Below are 21,437 nucleotides of genomic sequence, written 5' to 3'. Positions count from 1 at the left end.
TTTCCGTTTAGGTTATTCAAAATTCTTTGTTTCTATAAAGGAATATTTTCATTGTTCTCTAGTTTACTTGCTTTTTCACGCAAATTTAACGGAAAATGGCAAGCAAATTCATGTTGTTTTATCCGCCTTGATGCTGGTTTATGGATACATTTACGTTGTGCAAAAGAGCAACGAGGCCCTAATCGACAACCTATAGGCATTTGAGCAAGCATAGGTACTGTGCCAGCAAGGGTATTGAGCTGGCTTTTTAATGCCAAAGGTTGGCTAAAATCTGGAATGGCATGTAATAATGCCATTGTGTAAGGGTGATGCGGATTGGCTAAAATGCTTTCTGTTGGTCCTGCTTCAGCATTTTGCCCACAATATAATACAGAAAAACTGTTACACCATTCACTGACACTAATAATATCGTTACTGACTAATAATACCGTCATACCATGATTTTGGTTCATACTAGACAATAAACGGAAAATTTGCAGTTGAGTAATAGACTCTACCGAATTAGTGGGTTCATCAGCGATTAACAAACGAGGTTGATTAGCGATAGCAATAGCAATCATCACTTTCTGTCCCTCGCCCTCAGTGATTTCATTAGGGTAACTTTGCATAATATCCCGATGATCACGAATCCCAACACGATGCAACAACTCTATGGCGCGGCGTTTCTTCCAACCAAACCATTGCCACCACTTTCCTTTAAAGGTGCTAAAGGGGATATTGTCAATAATTTGTTTGCCAATTTTTTTACTAGGATCAAGACAAGTAAGCGGATCTTGGAAAATCATTGAAATTTCTTTTCCCACTAATTTACGCCGTTTATGGGGACTGAGTTTGAGTAACTCAATATCATTAAAGCGAAAACGATCAGCTCGGATAATCCAATTATCTTTTATTGAATTACAAATTACCTTAGCAATTAAACTTTTGCCTGACCCACTTTCGCCGACAAGTCCATAAATATCCCCCTCATTTAGGGTTAAATTCACATTATCCACCACACGTACATTACCTGTAGCGGTTTTAATATCAATACAGAGATTACGAATATCCAATAACGCCATAATATGTCCTATTCATCATACCGATTAATGGCTTTACATAAACCATTACCTAGCATAATAACAACCAGAATACTCACAATAATGGCAATACCCGGGAAAATGATTGTCCAAGGTGCAAGGTAAATTAATTCTAAGGCATCACGTGTCATTACGCCCCATTCTGGAGTAGGGCGTTGTGCTCCAAGGGCAATAAAACTTAATGCACTAATATCAAAAATGGCAATGGTAAAAGAACGAGAAATTTCCCGAATATAAGGGATTGCGATATTAGGCAAAATAGCCTCTTTGAGTAATACCCATTTGGACGCACCATCTAAACGTAACGCAATCACATATTCTTTTTTTAATTCTTTTTGAATGGCTTGTGAAATTTCGTGTACAAAGTGCGGTAACAATGCGAAAAATATTGCTAGCATTGCGTTAATTAAACTCGCTTCCATTAAGGTCGCAATAATAATCGCAATTAATAAAATCGGGACAGATAAAAAGGCGTCAAGAAAATGCCCGAGAATTCTGGATTTTAAACCGCTACTCATACCCGCTAAAATACCTAAGATACCGCCTAAAATTGCTGTCGCAATAATCACTAAGGTTGCCGAACCAAAAGTATAGCGAACCCCTGTGATAATACGGCTAAGTAAATCTCGCCCTAAATCATCAGTACCAAGAAAATACGCCACTTTACCATTATCGTGCCAAGAGGGCGGTAATAATTCTTGCCCAACAAATTGCCAATCCGCCGAATAAGGGGCAAGCCATTGCCCAAATAAGGCAAACACGACTAAACCAATAAACAAGTAAAAGCTAAAAACGGCAATAAAATCTTGACGAAATAAACGCCAAATTGCACGCAAGGTATCACGTTCACGAAATTCTTCAGGTTCTTTATCTTGCATACCAACCTTTCCTATGCAACGGATCGAGCAAAAATACAAAGAAATCAGTAAGCTGATTAATAATTACCACTAACAAGCCTATGGCAATAATACCCGCTGAAATCGCATTATAATCTTGTTGAGCCACCGCACTGATTAACCAACTTCCCACGCCCGGCCAACCAAACACATTTTCCACCAACATACATTGTGCTAATACCAAGGTAAAAATACGGGTAAATTGTGGCATTATCAATGGTAATGTATTGCGTAAAATTAATTTACGCAGGATTTTCAAGGTAGACCAACCTTTGGTGCTACTCACTTTCACATAGTTTTGTTGAAATAAATATTCTGCCCGTTGTTGCACCAAGCGAGTGACTTCCATTGTTGGCGAAATCGCCAAAACTAAAGCAGGTAGCACTAAATGTTGAAAAACATTTTGGATTATTTTTAAACGATAAGGCTGTTCCACAAACCAAACATCAATGGCAGTAAAATGGGTAATTGTTTTAATTTGATAAAGCAAATTATACTGCCCCATTGAAGCAATATCCCAATGATGAATAGCGGAAAGATATAATAATAAAGGGGCAATCCAGAATACAGGTACAGACAAGCCTAATGAAGACAAAGCACTAATGCTTTTACCACATAAATTATGCCGATTAAATGCCGCAATAAGCCCCAATGGTAAACCAAATAATAACGCCAATAACATCGCAAAAAAACATAACTCAATGGTCGGCGGAATAACAGCAAAAAGTAATTGCAATAACGACTCGCCGCCATTATAGCTAATGCCTAAATCTCCTCGCAATAAACCTTGTATATAGCTGAAATAACCTGAATAAAAATAGGGTTCAGCTAATGCCGCATTGAGTGGATCACGCATTAAAATATGATAACTAACTAACGATAAGCAACAAAGGGTAATACAAATAAGAAAAAGACGGCGTGCAAATGAAGCAATCATTGTTGTTGCTCCTTGTGATTTTCTTGTAACCAAAGTTCAGCAAAATTAATGTTAGCAAAATGCCATTTCTCCAATCCTTGTATCCGCTTACTAAACACAAAAACTTGTTTCACATTGGCTAAAGGAATAATGGGTAGCTGACTTGCCACGATTTGCTCTGCTTGTTGATAATCTTGAATACGCTGTTGCTGATCTGAGTGGATTAAAGCCTGATTAATAGCTTGATCAAACAAGGGATAACACCAATTTGCTAAATTAGTAACATCATCTTTACTCGCACAACTTAAAATCGGGCGTAGAAAGGTATCAGGATCGGAAGGGCTTGCTAACCAACCTGTTAAAATCAGATCATAATTTGCCTGTTTATGTTTTAATTGTTGTACCAAATAATTACGGCTCACTTGTTGAATATGCACATTAACACCCACTTGTGCTAAATCAAATTTAATCATCTCTGCCATTTTCATTGGTGCAGGATTATAAACTTGATCTTCATTAATAACCCACAAATTCAACACAATTTGCCGTTCAGCTAACCAAGTGCGGGCGATTTTCGGCGAATATTTGAGATTAAATCCCGTAGCAGAAATATTTGCCCAAGAGATATGTGGGATAATATTTTCAGCTAGTGTTGCTGTGCCATAATAAATATGATCAATAATCCGTTGTCGGTCAATACTTTGGGCAATAGCTCGGCGTAATTTTATATCATTCATCTGCGGTTTATTAAAATTAAACGCCAAAAAAGCTAAATTCATTCCTTCATTTTCTTTGAGATTAAACTGATGACCACGATCAATTTCATTAAATAAGCCTAATTGACTGACTTCAGGAAACGCCACGATTTGACATTCCCCGTTGAGCAATTTGGTTAAACGCCCTGTACGATAAGTGGAAATATCCACCACAATGTTGTCAATTTTCGCTGCCTGTTGCCAATAATCTTGATGACGTTGTAAACGAATGTATTGATTGCGAGCATATTCTTTTACCTTATAAGCCCCTGTACCAATAGGTAACAAATCTAATTGAGCAAGGTTATTATCCGCATTAAGCTGTAAGGCATATTCTCGAGAAAAAATTACCGCATATTGGCTAGCTAAATGGGAAAGAATAGAGGCATCAGGTTCAAATAGACTAATCTGTACTTGATAAGGAGCTGTTGCACGAACATCGGCGATTTTTGCTTTTAAATTAATACTATCAAAATAAGGAAAATGGGCTTTTTTTGCAAGTTCATTAAATATTTGATATTGGCGATTATCAAATACCGCCACATTATCCAAAGTAGGTAAATCATCATTTTTACCCAGTACACGATTTAACGAAAAAACCACATCTTCAGCATTAAAATCTCGTGTTGGCGTAAACCACTCAGTTTGATGAAATTTTACCCCTCTACGCAAATTAATGGTTATTCGCTTACCATCAGGCGAAATATGATAAGATTGTGCTAATTCTGGCGAAATTTGGGCATTATGATTTTTTTGACTAAATAACTTGTTATATATCTGCTCGGTAACCACATTCATACTCACACCTGCCTCAGCAGTTTGTGGATTAAAAGAAAAACCTGAAGCGTAAGTACAATAAATTAAACCATTATCAATTACTTGTGCAGGAATACGCGGTGCAGAGGACAAGCGAGTAGCATATAATGCCCCTAACAAAGCCACGATAAAAAAGGTCTTAAATGATGATTTTATTGATAACATAACAAGCAATTTTCCTGATTTTATCCGAGAATTGTAAAATATATTGGCAAAATATGCTATTTTCTCTGAGGATAAATCACATTTTTTGCTTATGTTTTCATTATATGACACCATCATTATTCTGTTATGTTTAATGATTTTTCTTTTCTATGAAAAGGATAAAGATATATGTTTAATCGATTACAAAAAGAAATCAAAGAGATCGTCAATCGAGGACTCGATCGTTCATTACGCCTAGCGGTAACAGGGTTAAGCCGTAGTGGAAAAACCGCCTTTATTACCAGCTTAATTAACCAATTATTGCATATTAACCGAGAAAACAACGCTCACTTACCCTTGTTTGAACCCGCTCGCCGTCAACAAATTCTAGGGGTAAAACGAATTTCACAACGAGATATGGGGATTCCTCGCTTTGATTATGAACAAAATTTACGTGATTTAAGCCAAATTCCGCCGATTTGGCCGCAATCTACACGAGGTGTGAGCGAAACCCGATTAGCCATTCGTTATTTACATCAAGATAGCCTTGTACGCCATATTAAAAATACCGGCACATTATATTTAGATATTTTTGATTACCCCGGGGAATGGCTACTAGACTTACCTTTATTAAGTTTGAGTTTTCAACAATGGTCACAGCAATTAGCCAAACTTCATCAGGGTAAACGAGCAAGCCTTGCTCAATCTTGGCAACAATCATTACAACAACTTGATTTACAAGCTGATGCGAATGATGAGGTATTAGCTCAAATTGCTCGCCAATATACTGATTATTTGCACCAATGTAAGGAACAGGGTTTACATTTTATCCAACCTGGGCGTTTTGTGCTACCTAGTGAATTGGCAGGTGCTCCTGCTTTGCAATTTTTTCCATTATTACACCTCAATGATAAACAATGGCAAAATCTGAAACAGCAACGCAACCACAAAAGCTATTTCTCCGTATTGCAAAAAAGATATGATTATTATCGCCAGCAAATTGTTAAACCTTTTTATCAAAATTACTTTGCTCACTTTGATCGACAAATTATTTTGGCAGATTGTTTAACACCGCTTAATCATAGTTACCAAGCCTTTCTAGATATGCAAGAGGGCTTACAACAGCTATTTCACAATTTTCACTATGGCAAACGCACCTTACTTCACCGCTTATTTGCCCCTCGCATTGATAAATTAATGTTTGTGGCAAGTAAAGCCGATCATATTACCACCGATCAACTGGCTAATTTAGTCAGCCTAATGCGACAATTAGTGCAAGAGGGCGGACGCCATGTGGAATTTGAGGGAATCACCACCGAATATTCAGCGATTGCCGCTATTCGGGCAACCCAACAAGTGCTTGTCAATCAACAAGGACAACAATTTAAAGCATTACAAGGCATACGCTCACAGGATAAACAACAAATCACCCTTTACCCCGGCACTGTGCCGAATAAACTTCCTCGTGCCGATTTTTGGCAACAACAAGGGTTTGAATTTGATCAATTTGAGCCACAGCCTTTAATTACTGGCGAACCGATCCCACATTTACGTATGGACGCCGTATTACAATTTTTATTAGCTGATAAATTTCATTAACCCTAAAGAATGACGATAATCCTAACCCAGAGTAATTTTGCTTATGACCAAACAATTTTTTTCTCAAACAGAACAACCGCCTCAACATAATGATGAGGCGGAGACAATTCAACAAAAACAGATCTTTACAACTGATGATATACAGCTCGATCCAACCGCATTGAACAGTGCAACCCTTGAGGGCGAATGGCTAGAAGAAAAATTTGAACAGGTTATTCAACCCAAGCCTAAATGGTGGAAAAAATTACTTGCCACTGGCGTGATTCTGTTTCTTGTGGCAGTCATCGCCCAAACAATCCAATGGTTATTGGATAACTGGCAACAAAACCAATGGATTTATGTTGTTTTTGCCCTTGCTAGCCTAGCGTTAATTATTGTGGGCTTAAATGCCATTGTACAAGAATGGCGAACCCTCGTTCGCTTAAAACGCCGAATACGTCAGCAACAACAGGGCGAACAACTATTTCAGCCCTCATCGCAATCCGCCCCCCAAGATGATAGCGAGAAAGGCAAAGCCTTTTGCCTTGCGTTGGCGGAAAATATGCAGCTTTCCCCTCAAGATCCTCGTTTAGTACAATGGCAACAACAACTGAACGAGGCTCATTCAGCGCAAGAAGTGAGCTATCTATTTAGCCAAACCGTACTAGCCGATTTGGATCGACAAGCGAAAAAAGCCATTAGCCACAGTGCAGGCGAGGCAACATTAATTGTCGCAATTAGCCCTCTTGCCTTGGTGGATATGTTATTTGTCGCTTGGCGTAACCTACGTTTAATCAATAAAATCGCCCAAATTTACGGCATTGAACTGGGCTATTTTAGTCGTATTCGCTTGTTGCGTATGGTGCTGGTCAATATTGCTTTTGCTGGGGCAAGCGAATTGGTGCAGGAAATGGGTATGGATTGGTTATCACAGGATATTACCGCAAAACTTTCCGCCCGTATGGCACAAGGGATCGGCGTGGGCTTATTAACCGCCCGTTTAGGGATTAAAACCATGGAATTTTGTCGCCCTATCGCTTTTCAAGCTGGCGAAAAACCCCGTTTAAGTATGATCCATAAACAATTACTCATTACCTTAAAAGACAGTGTATTAAAAACAAACATCAAGAAAACCAAAGAATATCATCAATAATCATGAATTATTTTAATCTTAATTTACCAACAAAACCCGCTGATCATAAGCTATTAGGCAATGTGCTTACTGGGGCAGAAAGCCTTGCCATTGCCGAGGCGGCACAACAATATGCAGGCTTAACCCTTGTCATTACCCCTGATACCCGAAGTGCGGTGCGTTTAGAAAAAATTTTAGCAGAATTGACCGCACTTCCAGTACGTTTTTTCCCTGATTGGGAAACCTTACCCTATGATCATTTTTCCCCTCATCAGGATATTATCTCACAACGTTTAAGCACCTTATTTGCCTTGCAGCATCAGCAACAAGGCATTGTGGTATTACCCATTACCACCTTAATGCAACGCCTATGCCCACCTCAATTTCTGCAACAGAATGTGCTATTAATTAAAAAAGGCGATCGTTTCAATATTGATAAATTACGTTTACAGTTAGAAGACGCAGGTTATCGTGCAGTGGAACAAGTGTTAGAACATGGCGAATATGCGGTGCGTGGTGCATTACTTGATTTATTTCCTATGGGAAGTGCGCTGCCTTTTCGTTTAGATTTTTTTGATGAGGAAATTGACTCAATTCGCACCTTTAATCTGGATAATCAACGCAGTTTAGCCGAAATTCAACACATTAATTTACTACCTGCTCACGAATTTCCCACCGATAGCAAAGGCATTGAGCATTTTCGCAGCCAATTTCGTGAAACCTTTGCGGAAATTCGCCGTGATCCTGAACATATTTACCAACAAGTCAGCAAAGGCATTTTCATCGCAGGAATTGAATATTGGCAACCACTCTTTTTTACTGAAATGGCAAGCCTGTTTGATTACTTACCTAAGCAAACCTTAGTCATTGATTTTAGCCACAACAGCACACAAGCCGAAAATTTTTACCAAGATGCTCAGGCACGCTTTGACAATTATCATGTTGATCCTATGCGTCCCTTATTGCCACCACAACGGCTTTGGCTCAGAATTGATGAAATTCATCATCAACTAAAACAATATCCACGTTTAACCTTAACCGAACAAGTCTTGTCAAACTCGGTAAAACAACAAAATTTGCCGATCCAAGCCTTACCTGAATTAACCATTCAGGTGCAACACAAAGAACCTTTGCAACAATTACGCCAATTTCTTGAACAAACTCACTTGCCGATCCTCTTTAGCGTAGAATCAGAGGGACGGCGAGAAACCTTATTGGATTTGCTTAAACCCTTAAAACTTAAACCGCAACAAATTCGCCATATTGAGCAACCGCTACCATCTCAACAATGTTTATGGGTAAGCTCATTAGATCGAGGTTTTATTATTGATCAGCAACTTGCCATTATTACTGAACAAGAATTGCTTGGCGAACGTGTGCAACAACGTCAATCACATAAACAAAAAACCCTCAATCCTGATACCCTAATCCGTAATTTAGCCGAACTAAAAATTGGGCAACCTGTTGTCCATTTAGAACATGGCGTAGGACGCTATGGTGGCTTAGTAAGCCTAGAAAATAGCGGTATTCCTGCCGAGTTTTTATTATTGAATTATGCCAATGATGCTAAACTTTATGTGCCAGTATCTTCCTTACATTTAATTAGCCGTTATGTGGGGGGCGATGAACATTCTGCCCCATTGCATAAATTAGGCAGTGATGCTTGGGTCAAAGCCAGACAAAAAGCAGCAGAAAAAATTCGTGACGTTGCCGCTGAACTTCTTGACGTTTATGCCAAACGAGAAAGTCAAACAGGGTTTGCCTTTGCTTATGATCGAGAAGAATATCAAAAATTTGCCGCCACTTTTCCTTTTGAAGAAACCTATGATCAAGCCACCGCAATTAATGCGGTAATTTCGGATATGTGCCAAGCGAAAGCTATGGATCGCTTAGTCTGTGGCGATGTGGGCTTTGGTAAAACCGAAGTCGCTATGCGTGCTACTTTTTTGGCAGTAATGAATAATAAACAAGTGGCAGTATTAGTGCCTACAACCCTATTAGCCCAGCAACATTATGATAATTTCAAGGATCGTTTTGCCAATTTACCTGTGAATGTGGAAATGTTATCCCGTTTTAAAACCGCGAAACAGCAAAAACAAGTCTTACAGGATTTAGCGGAAGGAAAAATTGATATTCTTATTGGCACACATAAACTGATTCAACCTGAAGTCAAATTCAATGATTTAGGTTTATTAATTATTGATGAAGAGCATCGCTTTGGGGTACGTCAAAAAGAACAAATCAAGCAATTACGCAGTAATATTGATATTCTTACCCTGACCGCCACCCCAATTCCACGCACATTGAATATGGCGATGAATGGAATTCGTGATCTGTCCATTATTTCTACCCCACCAGCTCGCCGTTTAACCATTAAAACCTTTGTGCGACAACGTAATGACAATATTATCCGCGAGGCGATTTTGCGTGAGATCTTGCGAGGTGGGCAAGTCTATTATTTACATAATGACGTTGCCAGCATTGAAAAATGTGCCGAAAATCTGACCGCACTTGTACCAGAGGCTCGCATTACCATTGGGCATGGGCAAATGCGTGAACGTGAACTAGAGAAAGTCATGTCTGATTTTTATCATCAACGTTTTAATGTGTTAGTTTGTTCCACCATTATTGAAACAGGCATTGACGTCCCTACCGCCAACACCATTATTATTGAACAAGCTGACCATTTTGGCTTGGCTCAATTACATCAATTACGAGGACGAGTAGGACGCTCTCATCATCAGGCTTATGCCTATTTATTAACCCCACCAGTAAAATTAATGACAAAAGATGCACAAAAGCGTTTAGAGGCATTAGAAAGCCTTGATAACCTTGGGGCAGGTTTTATCTTAGCCACCCACGATTTAGAAATTCGTGGGGCAGGCGAATTACTTGGCTCGGAACAAAGCGGACAAATTGAAAGCATTGGTTTTTCCCTTTATATGGAATTACTGGAAAATGCGGTTAATGCCCTCAAAGAAGGCAAAGAACCGAGTTTGGAAGAGCTTACTCAAAGTCATCAACTGGATATTGATCTGCGTATTCCTGCTTTATTGCCTGAAGATTACCTTGGCGATGTCAATATGCGTTTATCCTTTTATAAACGCATTGCTGGGGCAGAAAATCAACAAGCCCTTGATGAACTCAAAGTAGAAATAATTGACCGCTTCGGACCATTACCGCCAGCTACTGCCAATTTATTACACATTGCTCGCTTACGCCTAAAAGCGAAACCATTAGGCATCGTCCGCATAGAAACCAGCGAACAAGGTGGATTTATTGAATTTGCCCCTAATGCAGACTTAGATCCAGTGAAATTGATTCAATTAATTCAACAACAACCGCAAGTTTATAAATTTGACGGCCCAACAAAATTCAAATTCCAACAAAAATTTGACAGCTATCAAGCGAGAATTGATTTTGTGGAAGAATTAGTAAATGATTTGGCTAATAAAAAATAGTTTTTGCCATACACAATAAAAAAGTAGTGAAATCAGTAACCATTTCACTACTTTCTTCGTATAGTATAGTCGTTTCTTCAAAATAAAATGACAATAAAAAACCGCTAGTTGCACAACACAAACAGCGGTTTCACTATCCTTACTTAAAAATCTATAGTCGTTTCAATTTAAAATGAGACAAGGCGGTACGCCGAAGACAGTACAAGTAGTACGGCGAGGCGTACCAACGCCGTATCATTTTAAAGTGGAATGACTATATTTATTCATCACGCAATGGAACAACAAGCATATCCACCGTAATATTATTCATAACTTGGCGAGTTGACGACATTAATTTGCTCCAAAAGTCTTGATGATGCCCAGTTACCAATAAATCTACATCATATTGTTTAACCGCATCGGATAACACCTGCCCTAAATCACCACTGCCACTTAATTTTTCAGCCACAGGATAGCCTGCTTGCTCGGCTAATTGGGTTAAGGATTGCTGTGTTTCGCTTGAAATACGATCCTGCATAGAAGACATATTTACATCAATTAATCCCGTATAAAGATCAGAAAAATTAACATCTACATGAATAATAGAGAGTTTTGCCTCATTTCTTTTCGCCACACCTACGGCTTTTTGCAATAAAATAGGACTTTCATCTGAAAGATCAACTGCAACTAAAACATGTTTATACATAATTTTCCTCCTTAATCAGATCTAGCCATTAACAGAATAAGTTGTTTATGGTTAAATATTAACACTAAAAGGGAGAAAAAATATAGACAAAGATCACATTAATAGAAAAAATTTTCTATTAGATCTGTTTATCATCGTTTCAATTTAAAATAAGGCGAAACGTGCCTACACGGTATTAGTTTAAGGTAGAACGACTATATCTCTATATGCCTAAACCATATTAAACACATCAGGGAGCTTTTTATGCCACAGTACAATATTCAAGACTTTATTGGTATTATTGCCAAATTGCGTGATCCAAATGGAGGTTGTCCTTGGGATTTACAACAAAACTATCAAACAATGATCCCGCATTTATTAGAAGAAAGTTATGAAGTCGTGGAGGCTATTGAACAACAAAATAATGAAAATTTAAAGGAAGAACTGGGCGATCTCTTATTACAAGTGGTTTTTCTCTGCCAACTTGCTCAAGAAGAAAATAAATTTAGTTTTACCGACGTTGTACAAAGCCTTTGTGAAAAAATTATTCGCCGCCACCCTCATGTTTTCGGTGATCGCCAAGCCAATAACGCACAAGAAGCATTACAAAATTGGAATCAAGTCAAAGCAGAAGAACATCAACAAGCTGGGCATCATTCAATCTTAGATAATATTCCTTATGCTTTCCCTGCATTATTGCGTGCTGAAAAATTACAAAAACGTTGCAGTAAAAAAGGCTTTGATTGGGACAATATTCATAATGTTTTTGCCAAGGTAGAAGAAGAATTACAAGAAGTAAAGCAAGAATTGGCTCAACCTCAACGAAATCAAGCCAGAATCGCCGAAGAAATGGGCGATTTACTGTTTGCCTGTGTAAACCTAAGTCGCCATTTAGCTTGCCCTGCAGAACAAACGTTACGACAAGCTAGCCTGAAATTTGAACGACGTTTTCGTTTTGTAGAACAACAAATCAACGCACAAAATAAATCCCTTGAAGAAAGCAGTATAAAGGAAAGGGATTATTGGTGGGAACAAGCGAAAAAACAAGTATAGTACAGCCGTCCCTCTTTAAAATAAGACAAAATATTATTTCATCAATTTGGTTCTTTAAAAGTGCGGTTAAAATATTTTTATTTTTGACCGCACTTTTATAGTCGTTTCAATTTAAAATGAGAGAAAGTGGTACGGCGAGGCGTACCAACACTGTATCATTTTAAAGTGGGGCGACTATACTATCCCCTCAACTGCCGCAAAACCTGTTTTAATTGCGGATCTAAAGGGGCTTGTAAATATAAAGTTTGCTCGCTTTTTGGGTGAGTAAGGCGAATGGCTACGGCGTGTAAAAATAAACGTTTTAAACCAAGTGCGGTCAGTTTTTCATCAAAATTTTTATCGCCATATTTGTCATCAAGGGCAATAGGGTGTCCTGCATATTGTGTATGTACACGAATTTGGTGGGTACGCCCTGTGATGGGTAAGGCTTTTACCAAGGTGGCAAATTCGCCATAACGTTCTTCTATACGAAACCTTGTTTCGGAGGGCTTTCCCTGCTCATTTACTCGTACAATCCGCTCGCCACTGGCTAGCTCGTTTTTATTTAACGGTACGTTAATCACTTTACAATGGGATTGCCATTGTCCTCGCACGAGAGCTAAATATTCTTTTTGGATTTGTTTATCTCTCAGTTGTTGGTGCAAATGGCGTAATGCTGAACGCTTTTTTGCCACCAATAAAATTCCTGAAGTATCACGGTCTAAACGATGAACCAATTCTAAATAGCGAGCCTCTGGACGCAATGCCCGTAATGCCTCAATTACCCCAAAATCTAAGCCACTACCGCCATGCACTGCAATCCCTGAGGGTTTATTTAACACCAATAAACAATCATCTTCAAAAATAATCTGTTGTTCTAATTGGGCGACTTTACTCAATTTATTAGAAACAGGCACAGTATTTTTCTCTGGCATTTTTACTGGTGGGATACGTACTTCATCGCCAGCTTGCAATTTATATTCGGGCTTAATTCGCCCCTTATTTACCCGCACTTCGCCCTTACGCACAATGCGATAAATCAGACTTTTCGGCACACCTTTCAGCTTTGTCAATAAATAATTATCAATACGTTGCCCTGCCTCATCATCACTAATTTTCAATAATTTGACAGTTTGGTTAATCATTTGTGGAGAAGAATTTGACATAACTGAGCCTACTTCTTTATTACTATTCAAAGGTGCTAATCATAACATTGTCAGGAGGAAAAATCAGAGGATTATTCCTTGAGTTGGGTAAAATAGAGACATGTTTTTTATAGTCGTTTCAATTTAAAATGAGACAAGGCGGTACGCCGAAGACAGTACAAGTAGTACGGCGAGGCGTACCAACGCTGTATCATTTTAAAGTGGAATGACTATATAAACGATGCCTCAGAATTATCGTGATTATTTTTGTTCAGGCACTAACTGATAACAAATATTTTCCTCAATCACACGAAATAGTAAATCAATATTCGGGTGTTTACCGAGATGCTCTCTTGCATCAGTAGTATGTTCTGCAAAGAGTTCTAAGCCTTTTTTTGCGGAAATGGGATCAAGTTTTCCGTTAAATTCTTGAGCCAAAGCATTATAAACTTTCAATGATCCTAATTTCCCCTCTAAAGCAGGAATATATTGCACAACAGTATCGCCAGACATCACATTTAACCCCGATAAATGCTCAATACTAGGTAAGGTTGCAAGAATTTGTTTAAAATCTTTCATTATCTCTCCTATTTTATTATGGATTAACTTATCAACTGTACAGCATCAATTTCCCCTGTTGTTCCGATAAAGCGGACTTCAGGTTGTAACCAAATACCAAATTGTTTGCCCACTTGTTGACGAACATAACGGGCTAATTCTACCACATCTTGGCTAGTTGCGTTATCTTGGTTAATCAACACTAACGCTTGTTGTTGATGCACCGCCGCACCGCCTAAACGGAAGCCTTTTAGCTGACATTGGTCAATAAGCCAGCCTGCGGCTAATTTGACTTGTTCATTGCCTTGGGCAAAATAAGGCATTGTGGGGTATTGTTGTTTTAGGGTGTCAGCAAGACTTTTTGCCACCGTAGGATTTTTAAAAAAGCTACCCGCATTGCCAAATTGAGCAGGATCAGGCAATTTAGTTTGGCGTAAATGGCAAACTTGTTGGAAAATTTGCTGGGGGGTAACCTGATTTGATGTGAATTGTGCTAAAGGACCGTAATCCAATACAGGTTGCCATTGTTTAGCTAATTTTAATCCTATGGCACAAATAAAATAGCCTTGTGCATATTGACGTTTAAAAATGCTCTCACGATAAGCAAATTGGCAATCTTTCGCCGTTAAGCGGATAACCTCATTATGGTTTAAATCTAATACATCAACATAATCACAAAATCGCTCAAATTCAACGCCGTAAGCCCCAATATTTTGAATGGGGGCGGTTCCTGCACAGCCCGGAATTAAGGCAAGATTTTCTAATCCTGCGATCCCTTGTTGCAAACTCCATTGGACTAATTGATGCCAATTTTCCCCTGCTTGCACATGTAAATAATGGAAATCAGCATCTTGCCTATGCTCAATGCCTTTTAATTGATTAATAATCACTGTGCCAGCAAAATCTTGCGTAAATAGAACATTGCTCCCTTGCCCTAAAAATAACAACGGCTGATGAGTATCTTGTGCTTGTTGCCAATAGTTATTTAGCGCAGAAAGTGCGGTCAGTTTTACAATTTTTTTTGCCGTTACGGGCAAACCAAAGGTATGCAAAGCCTGTAAACTCTCCATTATTGCACCTCTTGATTTAAATAACGACGGGCTGATAACCAAGCTGAAACATAACCAATTACCGCACAAATAATGAATAAAAATAAGGTTTCACTAAAATTTAAGCCGTTTAATTCAAATTTCACCGCAAAAATATCCGCCACATATTGCACCGCACTGGTAAAATAACCGATTAATAAACGGCTTAATAAACAGGCAAAAATCCCACCACATAAACCATAAATCACGCCTGTACAGAGAAATGGGCGTAAAATAAATTGTTCGGTTGCACCCAATAATTTAGACACTTCAATACTGGCAAGGCTACTATACACTTCAGTACGAATACTGTTACCAATCACTAAACACACCGCAACAGTCATTAATATCGCACAAAAAATCGCAACATGAGCAATTAGCCACGTTAATGCGGTAAGTTTCTCTAACCAATCACTGTCTAAACGTACTTCATCAACCCCTTTGATTTTCATCAGATTATTGCGTAACGCATTGCGTTTGTTTGGTTCATTATAATCGGCAAGGGGTTGAATCGTTACCACCGCTGGCAGAGGATTGTCATCTAAAATATCCAATTCCTCGCCAAAACCAGACCAAGCACGAAACTGATTAAGGCTCTCTTGACGAGAAATATAGTGCAATGATGCGACTCCTGTTTCCGAGCGAATTTTTTCCACCACTTGATTAGCATCTTGTTCTGACAGGTTTTTATGCAAATAAACGGTTAATTCACTTTCAGGATAAAATTGAGTAGCGGCTAAATAGGTATTTTTCCACAACAAATAACTTACCGTTGGAATGGTCAAAGAAACAGTAATCACAAGAATGGTCAATAACGTACCAAATTTCTTTTTCATCATATCCGCCCATACCGAGCGAATCACATAATCAATTTGTAACCAAATTGGTGCATTAATACGGCGACTCATAACAACTTCCTAACGTAAATGCCCTTGTTCAAGGACTAAACAAGGTTTTGGCTTTTGTTGGATAATATTGCGATCATGGGTAGCAATTAACACTGTTACCCCTGCTCGGTTAAATTCTTCAAACAAGGAAAAAATATCTAACGACAATGCCTCATCTAAATTTCCCGTAGGCTCATCGGCTAATAATAATTGCGGACGATTAACAATGGCTCGTGCAATATCCACACGTTGCTGTTCGCCACCCGATAAATATAGGGGCAGATGATTAGCACGATTTAATAAGCCCACCCGATCTAACGCCGCACTGGCTCGCCGTTTGATTTCATTTGGGTGCATACCACTGATAATCAAAGGTAAGGACACATTATCCAACACCGAGCGATCAGATAACAAACGGTAATCTTGATGCACCATACCAATTTGACGGCGTAAAAAAGGAATTTCATACTTAGACAAACGGGTAATATCGTGTCCATTAAACCAAATCTTACCGCCATTTGCCCGTTCAATCCCCATAATTAATTTCAACAAGGTACTTTTACCTGCTCCAGAATGCCCAATTAAATAGGTCATACTTCCCACAGGTAAATGGAAATTCAGCCCTTGTAACGCCGGCTTACCACCACGATAAGCCTTACTCACATTCGCAAACCGAATCATCTAATCTTCTTCCTGCGTAAATAATGCGTCAATAAACTGTTCCGCTTGGAATGGACGTAAATCCTCAATTTTCTCGCCCACCCCAATATAACGAATAGGTAATTTAAACTGATCCGCAATGGCAAAAATTACCCCACCTTTGGCAGTACCGTCCAATTTGGTTAAACTAATGCCCGTCAGTCCTACCGCTTCGTGGAAGAGTTTAGCTTGTGAAATAGCATTTTGCCCTGTTCCAGCATCAAGGATCAGCATAATCTCGTGCGGGGCTGTATCATCATGTTTTTTCATCACACGCACAATTTTTTTCAACTCGTCCATTAAATTATTTTTATTTTGCAAACGCCCTGCGGTATCGGCGATCAAAATATCAATATTGCGAGCCGCTGCGGATTGCATTGCATCATAAATCACTGAGGCAGAATCCGCCCCCGTACTTTGTGCCACCACAGGAATATGATTACGCTCTCCCCAAACCTGTAATTGCTCCACTGCCGCCGCTCGGAAAGTATCGCCTGCTGCCAGCATCACTGATTTGCCTTGTTGCTGGAATTGACGAGCCAACTTACCAATGGTGGTGGTTTTACCAACGCCATTTACCCCAACCATTAAAATCACATAAGGTTTTTTATGCTCATCAATACACAATGGTTGCTCAACAGGTTTTAAAATATCCGCCATTTCCTGTTTTAATTGTTGATATAACAATTCCGCATCTTGTAACTGCTGCCGGCTGGCGTGTTCCGTTAAATTATTGATAATTTTCGTGGTGGTTGGCATACCAATATCAGCAATTAATAGCTGTTCTTCTAATTCCTCAAATAATTCATCATCAATTTTTTTACCACGAAATAAACGGCGAAAACCTGCCCCAATATTTTGTTTGGTTTTTAATAAGCCTTTTACCAAACGACTAAAAAAGCCCCCCTCGCTTGGCTTTTCTTGCGTTATTGAGCTAGCTTGTTCTTGTTCTTGTTCTTGTTCTTGTTCTTGTTCTTGTTCTTGTTCTTGTTCTTGTTCTTGTTCTTGTTCTTGTTCTTGCACATTATCTGACGATAATGTTACCGATTGTTCAAGCAAAATATCTTGATTTTGCACCGCACTTTGTGCCGTTAAAGGGGCTTGCTCTACTTCAGGCTCAATACTTTCAGGAATAACCTGCTCAATCTCCACAGGTTCTAAGGCTGTACTGTTCTCTTCTAAAGGCAAATTTCCTTCTGCTTTAGCAAAATTCTCAACAATATCATTCAATTCAGGAATAATTTCTTGCTCTTGCTCTTGCTCTTGCTCTTGCTCTTGCTCTTGCTCTTGCTCTTGCTCTTGCTCTTGCTCTTGCTCTTGCTCTTGCTCTTGCTCTTGCTCTTGCTCTTGCTCTTGCTCTTGCTCTTGCTCTTGCTCTTGCTCTTGCTCTTGCTCTACAAGTGTAGTTTCTGCTTGTTCATTAACAAGCTGATCTTTCTCTTGTGGTGAAATATCTTGTTGTTCCTTTTGCTTTTTGCCTAAACCAAACCAAGACCAAAAACCACCTTTTTTCTTTTCATTTGCCATATTATGTTACCTGCCTAAATAAAATTGCTGGATTTTACTAAAATAGATAAAATGCCACTAGTTTATCATTTATTTACCTATCAGCCATGAAAAAAAATCAACAAAATAGCAAATCCAGCACAAATAAAGGGGAAGTAAGAATTATCGCGGGACAATGGCGAGGACGTAAACTGCCCGTTTTAATGGCTGAGGGGTTACGTCCCACAGGTGATCGTGTAAAAGAAACCCTGTTTAACTGGTTAATGCCTTATATTGTGGACAGTCGCTGTTTAGATTGCTTTGCAGGTAGCGGATCATTAGGCTTTGAAGCCTTATCACGCCAAGCAAAATCTGTCATCTTTATTGAACGAGAAAAAGCCGTTGCAAAACAATTACAACAAAATTTGCAACAATTAAAATGTTCGCCTGAACAAGCCGAAGTTATTCAACAAAATAGTTTAGATTGGCTAAAACAACCACAAAAACAACCGCACTTTGATCTTGTATTTCTTGATCCGCCCTTTCATCAACACCTTGCTCAACAAGCCATTCAACTACTCCAGCAATATCAATGGCTTGCCCCCAACGCTTTGGTTTATGTGGAAACGGAAAAAGGCTTATCCTTACAAGTTCCGCCCCATTGGCAATTACATAAACAAAAAAGTATGGGTATGGTGGATTGTCGGTTGTATCAACTTATAGTCGAATGATACAGTGTTGATACGCCTCGCCGTACTACTTGTACTGTCTTTGGCGTACCGCATTGTCTCATTTTTAATTGAAACGACTATACTTAACAAAATATTTAAACCACTAAACCTGATATTTTCTTTTATCGCCAATATCAAAATGCAAGGGCATACGCCATTTTTGTATGCTCAAGAGCAGTAAAAGTGCGGTAATAATTAGCGATAAAATCAGGCTAATGCTTTGCCAATGGCATTGCAAACTAAGCCAAAATATCGCTAATAATATAGGTTGGAAATTTAATCCTGTGATCCGAAAACAAAAATACTCTTTGAAACACAACCCACCAAGGGTTAAAAATGCCCCGCCTAGAGCAATGGCGGGAAAGCCAAACCCATAACTTAATAAGGCAATCCAACTTGCCATTTGCAAAATAAAACGAAATTTTTTCAAATAAATATGCAAACAAGAAGCACAACAACTCGCCGCAACCAATATCGCTAGTTCCGCTTGCGGATAATAAGGCAATAACGGCATCGCAAAGGTAGCGATCACAAAACCTAAACGATAAACAATAACACTGATATAATCCCAACTATCCATGGGCGATTGAATATGTGGATCTGCCATAACTTTTCCTTATCAATAAAAAAATAAGATTATCTTAAAAGAAAGAAAAAATGATGACAAAAGAAATTACGTTTTTTACTCGTTTCAAGCAAAACATTCTTAATGGTAGCAAAACTATCACTATTCGTGATATTACGGAAAGCCATTATCAACCCAATTCTATCATTGATGTTTATACCTTAGAGCAACATCAATGGTTTGCCAAAATTAAGATTTTATCTGTTACGCCTATTCAATTTGAACAAATTAATCAAACGCATGCACAACAAGAAAATATGGACTTAATCACGCTCAAACAACTCATTCGAGAAATTTATCCTAATACAGAAACATTTTATGTCATTCATTACCAACTAATAATATAGTCATTCCACTTTAAAATGATACAGCGTTGGTACGCCTCGCCGTACTACTTCTACTGTCTTCGGCATACCGCCTTGTCTCATTTTAAATTGAAACGACTATAACATAAAAAACGCGGTCAAAATTGACCGCACTTTTCTTATTTTTAGCTAGCTATAAATGACTAGAACAACACTCTCGCCCGAATAGTGCCTTCAATTTGACGTAATTTTTGCAAGATTGTATCAGTATTGGTGGTTTCAATATCAATCACAACATAACCAATAGTTGGTTCAGTTTGTAAATATTGCGCGGCGATATTAATACCTTCTTCCACAAAAATTTGGTTAATTTGGTTTAAAATCCCTGGGCGGTTGTGGTGAATATGCAATAAACGTTTTGTGCCATGATGTTCAGGTAGCGACACTTCAGGGAAGTTTACTGCCGATAAGGTTGAACCATTATCGGAATATTTCACAAATTTTCCTGCCACTTCTGCCCCAATATTTTCCTGAGCTTCTGCGGTTGAGCCACCAATATGTGGGGTAAGGATAACATTATCAAAACGGCGTAATGGCGATTCAAAAGGCTCATTACTAGAGGCAGGTTCTTTTGGGAATACATCAATCGCTGCGCCACGCAATTTTCCTTGCTCCAAGGCTTGTGCTAAGGCATCAATATCCACTACTGTGCCTCGTGCCGCATTGATCAAAATAGATCCTTGTTTTAATTGTGCAATACGTTCAGCACTCATTAAATTTTTAGTGGATTGATTTTCTGGTACATGTAAAGACACCACATCACTGATTGACAACAATTCTTCAAGGGTGCGTACCTGTTGGGCATTGCCTAATGGCAATTTATTTTCCACATCGTAGAAATAAACCTGTAAACCTAGACTTTCTGCAATAACACTGAGTTGTGAACCAATATGCCCATAACCAATAATGCCTAATTTTTTACCCCGCACTTCATTTGCTCCCACCGCAGATTTATTCCAAATACCACGATGCACTTCTGCGTTAGATTGCGGAATATTACGCATCAATAAAAGCATTTCGCCTAGTACCAATTCTGCTACTGAGCGTGTGTTAGAAAAAGGGGCATTAAATACAGGAATACCACGTTGCTTAGCGGCGGTTAAATCCACTTGGTTTGTACCGATACAAAAACAACCAATGGCAATTAATTTTTGTGCATGCTGTAACACCTCAGCGGTTAAATGTGTACGTGAGCGAATACCCACAAAATGAGCGTCTTTGATTGCCTCTTTTAACTCTTCAGCATCTAAGGCTTTTTTATGATACTCAATATTGGAATAGCCTGCGGATTGCAGAACATCTAAGGCACTTTGGTGTACCCCCTCCAATAATAAAAACTTAATTTTGGCTTTGTCTAATGAAACTTTTACCGTCATAGTTA

At 38.8% G+C, this 21,437-nt stretch carries 19 protein-coding genes; 6 read left to right on the top strand and 13 right to left on the bottom strand.

Annotation, left to right across the window (positions count from 1 at the left end):
- Window positions 1–32 precede the first annotated feature (32 nt).
- Genes A6A20_RS07785 through A6A20_RS07770 form a run of 4 tightly spaced genes read right to left on the bottom strand, consistent with a single transcriptional unit; the run spans window position 33 to window position 4,627 of the window.
- Complete coding sequence (locus A6A20_RS07785) at window positions 33–1,061, bottom strand: peptide ABC transporter ATP-binding protein (protein ID WP_279572892.1); 1,029 nt, start codon at window positions 1,059–1,061, stop codon at window positions 33–35.
- A gap of 8 nt (window positions 1,062–1,069) precedes the next feature.
- Window positions 1,070–1,957 carry an ABC transporter permease subunit gene (locus A6A20_RS07780; protein ID WP_279572891.1) on the bottom strand — a complete coding sequence of 296 codons (888 nt, stop codon included), beginning with the start codon at window positions 1,955–1,957 and terminating at the stop codon, window positions 1,070–1,072.
- Window positions 1,947–2,912, bottom strand: coding sequence for an ABC transporter permease (locus tag A6A20_RS07775; protein ID WP_279572890.1), 966 nt, complete (start codon window positions 2,910–2,912; stop codon window positions 1,947–1,949). Before A6A20_RS07775 ends, A6A20_RS07780 begins: the two co-directional genes overlap by 11 nt.
- The gene (locus A6A20_RS07770) at window positions 2,909–4,627 is read right to left on the bottom strand and encodes an ABC transporter substrate-binding protein (RefSeq protein ID WP_279572889.1); all 1,719 of its coding nucleotides are present in this window, start codon (window positions 4,625–4,627) and stop codon (window positions 2,909–2,911) included. The genes A6A20_RS07775 and A6A20_RS07770 overlap by 4 nt, the downstream gene beginning before the upstream one ends.
- 168 nt (window positions 4,628–4,795) lie before the next feature.
- Between A6A20_RS07770 and A6A20_RS07765 the strand changes: the two genes are divergently transcribed.
- The 3 genes from A6A20_RS07765 to mfd are packed head-to-tail and all read left to right on the top strand — an operon-like array spanning window position 4,796 to window position 10,777.
- A complete protein-coding gene (locus tag A6A20_RS07765) occupies window positions 4,796–6,205 on the top strand; it encodes a YcjX family GTP-binding protein (RefSeq protein WP_279572888.1) in 1,410 nt (469 codons plus the stop codon).
- Window positions 6,206–6,248: 43 nt separating this feature from the next.
- Entirely contained in the window at window positions 6,249–7,337 is a 1,089-nt protein-coding gene (locus A6A20_RS07760) for a YcjF family protein (RefSeq protein ID WP_279572887.1), read from the top strand.
- A gap of 2 nt (window positions 7,338–7,339) precedes the next feature.
- On the top strand, window positions 7,340–10,777 hold the full coding sequence (gene mfd, locus A6A20_RS07755; RefSeq protein WP_424585424.1) for a transcription-repair coupling factor: 3,438 nt from the start codon (window positions 7,340–7,342) through the stop codon (window positions 10,775–10,777).
- A 259-nt stretch (window positions 10,778–11,036) separates the two neighbouring features.
- Here mfd and uspA read toward each other — a convergent pair whose 3' ends face one another.
- Window positions 11,037–11,462, bottom strand: coding sequence for a universal stress protein UspA (gene uspA / locus A6A20_RS07750; RefSeq protein WP_279572886.1), 426 nt, complete (start codon window positions 11,460–11,462; stop codon window positions 11,037–11,039).
- Between the two features lie 243 nt (window positions 11,463–11,705).
- On the opposite strand from uspA, the gene mazG reads away from it, so the two are divergent.
- Window positions 11,706–12,494, top strand: a complete 789-nt coding sequence (gene mazG, locus A6A20_RS07745) for a nucleoside triphosphate pyrophosphohydrolase (RefSeq protein ID WP_279572885.1) — start codon at window positions 11,706–11,708, stop codon at window positions 12,492–12,494.
- Between the two features lie 179 nt (window positions 12,495–12,673).
- Here mazG and rluC read toward each other — a convergent pair whose 3' ends face one another.
- From rluC to ftsY, 6 genes are all read right to left on the bottom strand, one after another.
- Window positions 12,674–13,639: a 23S rRNA pseudouridine(955/2504/2580) synthase RluC gene (rluC, locus tag A6A20_RS07740; protein WP_279572884.1), complete on the bottom strand. Its 966-nt coding sequence runs from the start codon at window positions 13,637–13,639 to the stop codon at window positions 12,674–12,676.
- Window positions 13,640–13,879: 240 nt separating this feature from the next.
- Complete coding sequence (locus A6A20_RS07735) at window positions 13,880–14,197, bottom strand: DUF2322 family protein (protein WP_279572883.1); 318 nt, start codon at window positions 14,195–14,197, stop codon at window positions 13,880–13,882.
- A gap of 23 nt (window positions 14,198–14,220) precedes the next feature.
- A complete protein-coding gene (murB, locus tag A6A20_RS07730; RefSeq protein WP_279572882.1) occupies window positions 14,221–15,246 on the bottom strand; it encodes a UDP-N-acetylmuramate dehydrogenase in 1,026 nt (341 codons plus the stop codon).
- Entirely contained in the window at window positions 15,246–16,172 is a 927-nt protein-coding gene (gene ftsX / locus A6A20_RS07725) for a permease-like cell division protein FtsX (protein ID WP_279572881.1), read from the bottom strand. The genes murB and ftsX overlap by 1 nt, the downstream gene beginning before the upstream one ends.
- A gap of 9 nt (window positions 16,173–16,181) precedes the next feature.
- Window positions 16,182–16,832, bottom strand: a complete 651-nt coding sequence (ftsE, locus tag A6A20_RS07720) for a cell division ATP-binding protein FtsE (RefSeq protein ID WP_279572880.1) — start codon at window positions 16,830–16,832, stop codon at window positions 16,182–16,184.
- On the bottom strand, window positions 16,833–18,377 hold the full coding sequence (ftsY, locus tag A6A20_RS07715; RefSeq protein WP_279572879.1) for a signal recognition particle-docking protein FtsY: 1,545 nt from the start codon (window positions 18,375–18,377) through the stop codon (window positions 16,833–16,835). It lies immediately after the preceding gene.
- 86 nt (window positions 18,378–18,463) lie between these two features.
- Here ftsY and rsmD point away from each other — a divergent pair, with 86 nt between their 5' ends.
- The gene (rsmD, locus tag A6A20_RS07710; RefSeq protein WP_279572878.1) at window positions 18,464–19,066 is read left to right on the top strand and encodes a 16S rRNA (guanine(966)-N(2))-methyltransferase RsmD; all 603 of its coding nucleotides are present in this window, start codon (window positions 18,464–18,466) and stop codon (window positions 19,064–19,066) included.
- Between the two features lie 103 nt (window positions 19,067–19,169).
- Here the strand turns inward: rsmD and A6A20_RS07705 are convergent, their stop codons facing one another.
- Window positions 19,170–19,673, bottom strand: a complete 504-nt coding sequence (locus A6A20_RS07705) for a DUF2301 domain-containing membrane protein (protein ID WP_279572877.1) — start codon at window positions 19,671–19,673, stop codon at window positions 19,170–19,172.
- 50 nt (window positions 19,674–19,723) lie between these two features.
- Between A6A20_RS07705 and yqfB the strand changes: the two genes are divergently transcribed.
- A complete protein-coding gene (gene yqfB / locus A6A20_RS07700; protein ID WP_279572876.1) occupies window positions 19,724–20,038 on the top strand; it encodes a N(4)-acetylcytidine aminohydrolase in 315 nt (104 codons plus the stop codon).
- Window positions 20,039–20,199: 161 nt separating this feature from the next.
- On the opposite strand, the gene serA is transcribed toward yqfB, so the two are convergent.
- The gene (serA, locus tag A6A20_RS07695; protein ID WP_279572875.1) at window positions 20,200–21,432 is read right to left on the bottom strand and encodes a phosphoglycerate dehydrogenase; all 1,233 of its coding nucleotides are present in this window, start codon (window positions 21,430–21,432) and stop codon (window positions 20,200–20,202) included.
- Window positions 21,433–21,437 lie beyond the last annotated feature (5 nt).

This window comes from Volucribacter amazonae (assembly GCF_029783845.1).
Classification (GTDB): Bacteria; Pseudomonadota; Gammaproteobacteria; order Enterobacterales; family Pasteurellaceae; genus Volucribacter; species Volucribacter amazonae.
Note: the sequence above shows the minus strand (reverse complement) of the source record. Positions and strands in the feature narration are given on the sequence as shown.